5 protein-coding genes and 3 pseudogenes are annotated in these 9,521 nt (G+C 66.1%); 3 read left to right on the forward strand and 5 right to left on the reverse strand.

Features of this window, described 5'->3' with window-relative positions; genetic code table 11:
• Window positions 1-457: 457 nt before the first annotated feature.
• From BQ8420_RS32840 to BQ8420_RS19010, 3 genes and pseudogenes are all read left to right on the forward strand, one after another.
• Window positions 458-1,261, forward strand: a pseudogene (locus tag BQ8420_RS32840) (thiopeptide-type bacteriocin biosynthesis protein); the annotation flags it as partial.
• A gap of 241 nt (window positions 1,262-1,502) precedes the next feature.
• Entirely contained in the window at window positions 1,503-2,684 is a 1,182-nt protein-coding gene (locus tag BQ8420_RS32845; protein WP_235006363.1) for a hypothetical protein, read from the forward strand.
• A gap of 587 nt (window positions 2,685-3,271) precedes the next feature.
• Entirely contained in the window at window positions 3,272-4,297 is a 1,026-nt protein-coding gene (locus BQ8420_RS19010) for a protein NO VEIN domain-containing protein (protein ID WP_143847404.1), read from the forward strand.
• Window positions 4,298-4,462: 165 nt separating this feature from the next.
• On the opposite strand, the gene BQ8420_RS31505 is transcribed toward BQ8420_RS19010, so the two are convergent.
• The 5 genes and pseudogenes from BQ8420_RS31505 to BQ8420_RS32015 all read right to left on the reverse strand — a co-directional run.
• Window positions 4,463-5,215: a hypothetical protein gene (locus tag BQ8420_RS31505; protein ID WP_160049357.1), complete on the reverse strand. Its 753-nt coding sequence runs from the start codon at window positions 5,213-5,215 to the stop codon at window positions 4,463-4,465.
• A 117-nt stretch (window positions 5,216-5,332) separates the two neighbouring features.
• Window positions 5,333-6,343, reverse strand: a pseudogene (locus BQ8420_RS19020) (IS3 family transposase); the annotation flags it as partial.
• A 26-nt stretch (window positions 6,344-6,369) separates the two neighbouring features.
• Window positions 6,370-6,789: a transposase gene (locus tag BQ8420_RS32360; RefSeq protein ID WP_087100483.1), complete on the reverse strand. Its 420-nt coding sequence runs from the start codon at window positions 6,787-6,789 to the stop codon at window positions 6,370-6,372.
• 435 nt (window positions 6,790-7,224) lie between these two features.
• Window positions 7,225-8,148: a hypothetical protein gene (locus tag BQ8420_RS19030; protein WP_143847411.1), complete on the reverse strand. Its 924-nt coding sequence runs from the start codon at window positions 8,146-8,148 to the stop codon at window positions 7,225-7,227.
• A gap of 513 nt (window positions 8,149-8,661) precedes the next feature.
• A pseudogene (locus BQ8420_RS32015) lies at window positions 8,662-9,521 on the reverse strand (hypothetical protein); the annotation flags it as partial.

Genomic DNA, 9,521 nt, shown 5'->3' on the forward strand with positions numbered 1-9,521 from the left:
CCCGGCATATACAACCTGGGCGGTGTCCTGCTGGGTGAGTAAGCGGGGTGCCGCATCACCTGTGAGGGCGACTATCCAACGGTATCCCTCCCCAGAGTCACAAAAGATGGCAACAACGGATCCACGGCTGTGACCGACACCCCCTGTGTAGAGCCTCTTCTCACTCCAGGGGCCTGCTCGCCTGGGCTACGTCGTGGAACTCCTCGACTAAGCACACACTGCGGCGGTCCCCGCCCAGGCTGGAAGCTCCTACCCGCAGATACTCAAGGTCAACAGCAGGCCCTCACACGTGGAAGACCTCGGCCCAGGCGACAGTATCCGGGATCAGCCCTCAGGTCGCTCAGGCGATGGCCCAGACGCTGGGTGATCAACGGTTCCACTTCCTGCGCAAGGACGGGGGACTGCGTCTGCGCACGGAACAATCCGTGTCTGATGTTTTGGCTGCCTCGTCACCGAAGGAACCATCACCGGCTGGACCGGGGGCGTCTACGAGCCGGAGACCGAGGCCTTCGGCGGCACAGCGGGCATGGATCTCGCCCACGAACTGTTCTGCGCCGACAGCCGAGCAGCCCTCACCGAGACCGGCCAATCCGGCGGCAGAGAGCGCAGCATCCTGCTGATCGCCACCATGATCCGAGCCACCGGGATGGACCCCTTCGAGGTCGGCGACGTGTGGGTCAAACTCTCAGCCATGCGCCGCCTGATGAACGTCGACGCCGCCCAACGACCCGACACCGAACCCGGCTGGGCCGAGCGCGTGGAGGCTTTCACCGACGCCGGTCACCAGCTACGCGACCTCTCCGCCCGCGGGCACCTCACGCGGGGTCTGAGCGCGGTCCTGGTCCACCACGCTATCTTCGCTTTCAACCGCGCCGGGGTGCCCCCCGACGAACAGGCAGCGGCGGCCTGGCTGGGCCACTATGTCGCCTTCGCCAACACCGAGGACGTTGCCGTGTCCACCCACCGCCCAGCCCTCTCAGCCTCTAACGTGACCCGAATGGAGAACACCCTGATTTCCACCACCGCCCCCGCCGACCTGCGCCACACGCTCGTGGGTCGCCTCGCCGACAACAACACCCTGCGCACCCCCGAGATCATCGACGCCTTCCAGAGCATCGAACGCCACCGCTTCCTCCCCGGCGTCGAGCTCCAGAAGACCTACGTTGAGGACGCCGTACCCATCAAGCATGACGAGACAGGCGAGATGATCTCCTGCATCTCCGCTCCCTCGATCGTGGCCACGCAGCTGGAGCAACTGGGCGCCGAGCCCGGCCTCCAGGATCGTGTGGCCGCCCCGGGCATCGAGCGCCTGGAGCATGCTGACTACCAGGGACGGTTGGCTGATGCTGGATGTCGGCAACCGGCCTCGCCCACCCTCCCCACTTCCAGTGATGCCTTCGACAGGACTGATCTTCGAGCGTGGCCGGGACGCTGGAGAAGCCATGTCCCGTCACAAGTTGCTGGCCAAGCTTCGAACAACCGCGACGCGCGAACCCCACAGCGTGGCCCGCCGCGCCATCGCCACGCTCTCCCTGTGCAACCAGGTGATCCCCGAAGCTACCGATGGCCAGGCCCGCCTGGAGAGCCTGTTCCTCAGCAGCCTCGACCACCTGCACAAGGTCGAGCACCATGAGGACCCGCCCTTCGCGATCGAGCGATGCACCCCCGGCCACGATGCGCTCATCGTGCATATCGCCCGACCCCATCTGACCCAGGTCTTGAACGCCTGCCTGCCCTGCGCGGTCCCCGATCAGGACTTCATGGGAATCCCGGGCCTGAGAGTGCACAGGAGCGGTCGCTACCTCGTGCTGCACCACCTGAACCTGGCGGGACGGATCCTGATCGAGGCTTCCCAACAACAGTGGATGTGGGCACACACGTGGCTGCGAACCGGCAGCCCCACGGGCACCGTGTGGCCCTGGGCGGAGAACCCCAAGAACCTGCTGCCCATCGAACACGACGCCCTCGCCTGGCGCGCACCGGCGCGTCCAGGACCGGTGGCGGCCGAAGCCGCCCAGCTGGGATCAGCGTTCCTACGACGTCTGGGACTGCTACGTGGCACACCCGTAAAAGGCTGTTGGCCCTTCTACAAGCTGTGGTCCAACCCCCGCTATACGCGTTCGGACGGATCGCGCTTGATGCACTTGGAATGGGGGAGTCACCCAGACGCGCAGGAGCTCGCCCGGATGCTGACCGACGCACGGTCAGCGATCGCCCTTCCCGCACACCTGCGCCAACGCACACAGGTCCACCCCACCACGGGGTGGGTGCGTCTCCACACCGCCTTGGGCAACCAGATCCTGTTGCGCCACAACCCCTTGGAGGACCTCGCGCTGCCTGGTGAGGTTGCGATCCCGGACCGCGGCCCTCACCGCCCACCCGTCCTGCGTCCAGCCCACGAGGAGGACTCCAGAGTCCTGGTCCAGGTCATCGATGCCCTCACCGGCGAGTACGGACAGTTCACCACAGAAGAACTCCGCGTCACGCGTCGAGCTCAGGGCGGGTGGGACCTGTATCCGCCCACGACCGCTTTCGGGTACTTGGAGCATCTGCGTAAGTTGGCCTTCTCCCGCACCTACCCAGGGCTGTGGCCAGCGGATATCGAGGACACGGCGGTTTTCTACGACGGGCGCGAAGTCGTCCGGGTCAGGGGGGTCGACTTCGTGGTGCACCCTGCCTGCTGACCCGTGCACATGTGCCGCGACTGGGATCCCGCCCCAAGTCAGGCCTCCGCGGGTGTGGGCTGGCTGGGAGCATGGAGGACTCCCGGCGCGATGTGCGCCGAACCGGGCAAAAAGCCGGTCCATTCCGGCCGCTCGCAGGATCCCAGGCCTGGACCGGCACTGCCTGCGCCGCAGGACCTTAGGCTGGTCCGGTGCCGCCGACCATTCCCCTTCGCCGCCTGCTGTCAACTCCGACGTACGCGGACGAGTCTGTTCCCGAGGGCTTGGCGACCTACGCCGAACTCTCCCAAGCGGGTCGCAGCTATGTCCTTGTCCCCAACACCGAGAGTGTGGGACCTGACGCGTACCTGGAGCACGACCCCACTGCTTGGGGCGGCCGGGCACTCACACCGCTGTACCGCACGTCCCGTGCCCGTACCGAGCCGGAGAGGGAACGACCCCGCTTATTCCGCGGCCCCGACGAACTGGCTCTCGACATCCGAGAAGAGGTGGTCCATTCCCAGTGCCCCGCCGTGGTCGTGGCCGGCCGGACAGCGCAGTGCTGCGGACGCCTCCAACGCTTGGCGATTACCCGTGGGGACGGCCGCGTGCTATTCGACAAGGTTTTCTCCGCCTACGGAACCCCTGTCGACGCCCGGGAACCCTGGCCCTGTGCCGACCAGCACGAACCAGGTGATGGCACCTTCACACGCTGGGCCGCCACCGTTCAATCCCTGCTCATATACCACCACAGCACACTCGTCACCAGCGCCTCCTCGCACACGGAACTCAGGGGCCGCAAGATCAGATACTCCTGTCTGGTCGTGTGGGGCCCGCAGGTCCTTCGCTCGGTGATGGGTGAACTCGCCATGGCCCACGGGCAGACGATCAAGGGGCGAACGATCGACGTGGACCGGAGGCTGGAGCACCTAGATGTTCTGGACCTCCAGGCCGCCGATCTGTTCTGGCATGAGGCCAACGAGACCGGGGTCGGCTACTTTGCGCACTTGGACGCTTCTTTACCCGTAGAAGAGTGTGCTCTGGTCCTCGACCACGCCAGATACCTGTCGAAGCATCCCCGCCTGAACTTCCAGGAGGACCCACCTGAGCGCCGGCCGGGGTTCCGCATCGGGCCCGCGGACAGCATGGTGCTGCCGTCCACCTTCGGACCGGAGGCACCGCTCCAGAAGAAGCACGATCTTCCCGAGCAGCTGGATGGCGCCGAAAAGAGTAGGGGAGGAGGGCTTCCACGGCAGCCAGACCCCCGGAGACGACGAGCAGTGGAGCTACACGCCGAGGATGTCGCTATCGCCTACTACCAGGCACAGGGGTGGCGTGTGGTGGAAAGAGGCCGACCGGGCAGACCCTATGACCTGCTCTGCGTCCGGGGGGATGAAACCAAACATGTCGAGGTGAAGGGGCTGTCCGGGCCTCCGGTGAACGTTCGTCTCACGGTTAACGAGAGGCGCCACGCTCGGGCCTTCGCGAACATCGACTTGTTCGTGGTGCACGGTATCCGGGTCTCCAACGTCTACGAAGCCAGCGGGGGTGCCTTCAGCGTGTACGAGAACTGGACACCACAGGAGGAAGACCTCACGCCTACCGAATACCAATACCGGCTCCCACCTGCCTGATCTGAGGGGTAGAGCCCGGCCGAACGTGTAGCTGGTCGTTGAGAGGGTAGGCGGTTCCGCCGTCTGGGTCTCATGCCCCATCCGTCGGGCAGTGCAGGGGAGCCGCGGCGCCCTCAGACACCGTGCCAGGAGCATCACACACAGCGGCTCCCCGTGCAATCAGGCTTAGTCCGGTGTCGTGCTTAGCGATATCGGAGGAGAGACGCGGAAGTCCTCGGCCAAGGTCAGAGATGCAGTGCCGTACCTGACGACGATCGCACGGCCGTCATCGTGAGCTGCTGCCCCGGCCAACCCCACGTGTGGATCGGTCAGGGCCGCCGCGACGAACTCCGCGTCGGGAAAGCCGCCCCAGCTCAACGACCACCGGTCGTGAGAGCCCCACAGCACCCGCCCGGTCTCGGGAACGAAGGAGCGGCGCGCGCTGACCTCGGGCGGGCACGAGAACCAGCCGCCCGTGGCCCAGGACCCGTCTGCGGCCGTGAGCGTCATGCGGGCGAACAACCCGGCCAGTAGCATGCTCGCGCTCGCGCTCATGGGCGGCACCGCACCCAGCTCCGTGTCCTCCTCCTCGGTGAGGGGTGCATCGGTTGCCATGTACTTAGCGTGGCGACTCCCCGGACAAGGGCTGGCACATTGCGAGCGTCGTCGATCGCTGTCGACGGCTTCGACGCCCAGGACCGCACCCGTGGGCAGGTGCACCAGCCGCACATGTGTAGTCACGCACACCGCGCGCCAGCCGGGGAAGGCCGGCCGCTTCGCACGCCAAGACGCGAAGCAGCGTGCGACGTTGTCCGGTGAGTCTGTGAAGATGACCAGGTCGTCGTAGCGCGGGGAAAGGTGGAACCCGTAGACGATGAGCCGGTGGGCGCCCCACCCCCGGGGAGGTGCACCCCGGTAGCCGTCGTTGAACACTCCCATGGCAATCAGGGCACGCAGAGCGCGTTGGGTGGGCGTGCAGTGGTCCAGGCCGTGGAGGGAGGATCCGCGGCCGATACCGGGATGTGTCAAGTCCAATCGGACACGGACCAGTGATCTTTAGGATGCTTTGCGCTGGTCAGGAGCCTGCCGCTCGGCGGCGCCGAGCTCGCTGGGCTCGTTGATCCACGCGGCCTGAGGCAGTCCGGGCAACGTCGGCCGGCGGGTGAACCGCCACGGGTTGGTCGCCCGGAACGTCTCGATCGTCTGAGCTCGCTTGTCCTGGATCGCGTGCGCGGTACCGATATGGACCGCGAAAGGTGTGTGCAGCCCGATCCCGGAATGGTAATGCTCGTGGTTGTAGTACTCGAAGAACCTGCGGCAGAACTGCCGGGAATCCTGAATGGACCCGAACCTGCCAGGAAACACCGGGCAGTACTTTAATGTATTGAAGTGAGCTTCGCTGTAAGGGTTATCGTTACTGACCTTCGGTCGAGAGTGCGACTTGGTGATCCCGAGCATGGATAGCAAATCGGCCACCGACTGTGAAGTCATCGCCGTACCCCGGTCGGAATGGATCACCTCGGCAGCGATCCCGCTGTTGGCTCGGATACAGTTCTGCATAAACTGTCTGGCGATTTCCCCAGACTCGCTGGAATGCACCTCCCAGTGCACCACATACCGAGAATAGATATCGATCATGACGTACAGATCGAAGAACCGTCCCGGCCCGGGACCGCGCAATTTCGTGATGTCCCAACTCCACACCTGGTTCGGGACCTGGGCCATCAGCTGCGGCTTGATCTTGGCCGGGTGACGGGCCTGAGCACGCCGCTCCCGGGTCTGGCCCTGAGCACGCAGCAGCCGGTACATCGTGGAGACCGAGCACAGGTAGACGCCCTCGTCCAGCAGCGCGGCCCACACCTGCCGGGGCGCCTTGTCACGGAACCTTGCGCTGTTGAGCACCGTGATGATGTGGTGGCACTCAGCGGGCGACAAACGGTTCGGCGGCGCGGCCGTGGATACTTCCCGTGGCGCTTTCGGCGACGGGTCGCGGTGTCGGTAGTAGGTCGAGCGGTTGATTCCCGACAGGCGACAGGAGGTCTTGATCCCGACCAAGGGTTCGAGCTGTGCGCGAACATCCTGGCGGGTCTGGGTTACGAGTTCTCCGAGTCCGCGCTCTCGGACACCATTTCCAAGAGCGCGTGTGCTTTTCCCAGCACCTCCATGGCGGCCTCGGTCTGCTGCAACTTCTTGGACATCCGAGTATTGGCGCGCTCCAGTCGCGCTTTTTCCTTGCGCAACTGTTCCAGCTCGGCCTGTTCCGGTTTTTTCTTATTCGTGGTGGTGTTGGCTGTCTGGGAGGTGTTCAGTTCACCGGTCTGGCGCTGTTTGCGCCACAGTTGGACGCTGGAGCCGTAGAGCCCTTCCCGGCGCAGAAGTGCGCCCTTTTCTCCGGTGGGGGCGCTGTCGTATTCCTCCACGATCCGCAGCTTGTAGGCGGAGGTGAAGGTCCGGCGTTTGGGCCGGTCGGCTCGGGGCTTCTGGTCGGTGGCCTGGAGGTCGTGGTTGGTCATCGTCACCGTCGCTACTGCCTGTCCTCGCCCTGCTTGTGTCAGTTAGTGGAGTTTATCCCCTGGTGTCCCACTTGACCCTGACACAGAGGGTACCGGCACGGGCCTGGGTGAGGGTCTCTCCGGTGTGACGGGCGCGTTGAAGCGCGACTTGACGACGGGTGGTGTGCGGCATGAGTGCATCCTCGTCCTTCCGCCCGGCCGGAGGAACGGTGAGGCCCATACAGGGCACGACGATTCGTCCGTTATCGCAGAGCGGGCGCCCCACACCCCTTGGGTCGCCAGGATCAGGACGCCGGGGTCTAAGGCCTGTATGCGACCGGCAGGCCTCTGCGGACCGCCATGGCTCTGACGCTAGCGCATCCGAGAGCGTTAAGCACGGCAAACGGCCAGGTCGGCTGCCGCTGCCGTCGATCCGGGGCCTCTTCGCCAGGACGGCTACTCCTGTCGGACCTTGGACAGGATGAGCGGTGTGGACCCGAGAAGGTGACGGTGGTATTCGACGAGCCTGAGCTCGGTGTCGCCGTAGCGCACGACGAGGTCGTTGCCTGAGGGCTCCGCCGTGGCGCCGGCCAGACCAATGGTCTCGTCGGTCAGAGCGGAGGCGATGAATTCGGCGTTGGGAAAGCCGGTCCAGCGCAGCATCCAGTGGTCGCCTGATCCCCAAAGCATGCGAGACCCGCTGTACTGGTAGGGGATGGCCGAGCGGACGCCGGGCGGGGCGTAGTACCACCCGCCGGTGGTCCAGGAGCGGTCGGGAGCGCTGAGTACGGTCCGGGTGAACAGTCCGGCCAGTAGAACCTGTGCGCTCTGGCTGGCGGGCGGGACGGTGTCCAGTTCGCTCTCTTCGGCGGCCGTCAACGGGTTGCCGACCGACAGGTAGCGCTCGTGGATGCTTCCTGGGCAGGGCTCAGCACAGGTGCGTTGGTCCTCGTAGGTGCCCTCGCCCCTGATGGTCAGGACAGCGCCGGTGGGGACATGCAGCAGCCGGTAGTGATCCAGGCATGCGCACACGGCACGCAGTCCGGGGACCACGTACTCCTCGGCTTGGCGGGACAGGAAGTAGTGCGCGACGTTCCATGGGGTGTCGGTGAAGATCACGCAGTCGTCGAAGCGCGCAGAGACGTGAATGGTGTAGGCGGTGATGGTGTGGGCACCCCACCACCGCGGGGGCGCGCCTTCGGAGTTGCGGTTGTACACCGCCAGGGCGAGGAACGCCCTCAAGGCGTGTTGGCGTGGAGCGCAGGTGTCCAAGCCGTGGTTGCGTGCACCGCGGGCGATGCCGGCCTGGGCCTGTTGGAGTGTTTCTCCGGTGTACCGGGCACGCACGGTGGCCATGCTGCGGCGAGCAGAGTGAGGCATGTCGGTCCTTTCGCGTCTGCCCGGCCAGAAGCGAAGTCACAGGGCCCGCACGGGCTCATATCACTACTCGTCTGGACGCAGAGCAGGCGCACCACACCTTTGGGTCTTCAGACCGGATGCCGGGGTCCGAGTGCCTGTTCACGACCGAGCGGGCCTCTGCGGAACCGCTGCGGTACCGACCCTAGCGTTTTTCTGGGCTCTGCGGGGCCATCGCGCGATTTCTTGCGGGCCTGAATATCTCCTGAGCCCCGTGGTCCTCGGCCTGGATCACGCGCAGTACTGAGGCCTCGTTCAACGATCAGCTGCTCGGGCAGGTAGAAGCGACGCCGAGAAGGACACATGTGGAGGACCTGCCCTGCGGGGTTCTTGTGCGGCACCCGAACGGCTTGGAAGTACGGGTGAGGGTCGATGGTGTGCATATGAAGAAGGACTCGAGTCACGGGTGGGCACGGTTGATGTCATCCAGGTCGCCGCCAGCGCCGCAGCAGCCCCTGCCGCCGCGTGAGGTGCAGCTCAGGAGGTACGTGCGTTGGTCAGGTGACGGCCGAGGTAACCGACGGTGACGGCCTGTGTGGTGGGGTCGGGCAGGAAGTACAGGCGAGGGCAGATCCCGTAGTTGGTGTCCAGCCGGATGTGGGCGAGCATCAGCGCCCGTCCGCAAGGGTCCACCTGGGTGGGGACCGGGAACATGCGCTGGGCGGCCAAACGCCCGTCGTTGCGCACGTTCTCGGACTCGGTGGGGCTGAGCCGGTGGAGCGGGATAGTCCGGTACCCGTCGGGGGCTCGGCTGAGGTAGGCGTGCAGACTGCACGCCTGCTCGGGGTGGTCCTCGCGGTAGCGGCACCAGTCCTCCAGTGCCTGGAGCGCTTCCCAGGCGCGCCCCACCCACACCGCTTCCTTGGCGCGGTCCAAGGTCAGGTCGTGCACGGGGCCTTCCTCAAGAGAGAACACCAGGTGCGACAGAGCCGCCGCCCTGTCGGTGATGCGCTCGAGGAGTTCCTCCACCCGGCGGGGAGGCCCCGCGGTGGCCGGGGGCGGCGGCGCCGGCGCGGCGGCCAGCTGGTGCAGCCCCTGGGCGGCGATTTGGAGGCGCAGCCATTGCACCTCCGCCTCGACGGCCTGGGCGCGCTGGGCGTGTTGGTCGCGTTCGCGGGTGAGAGCCATCAGCTCCAGGTCCAAGACCTGGGCGCGTTCGCTCGCCTGCGCGGCCTGCTCGGACACCCGGGAGAGTTCACCGCGCAGCCGCTCGACCTGTGTGGACAGCCGAGCGCGTTCGCGTTCGCTCTCCAGACCGCGCTCGCCCGCCTCGGCCGGAGCCGCGCCGTTCTTCGCGCCGGGTGGGGAGGGGGCCGGGGCTGAGGTCGTGGAGTAGA

Source organism: Nocardiopsis sp. JB363 (assembly GCF_900143625.1).
In the GTDB taxonomy this organism is placed as follows: Bacteria; Actinomycetota; Actinomycetes; order Streptosporangiales; family Streptosporangiaceae; genus Nocardiopsis.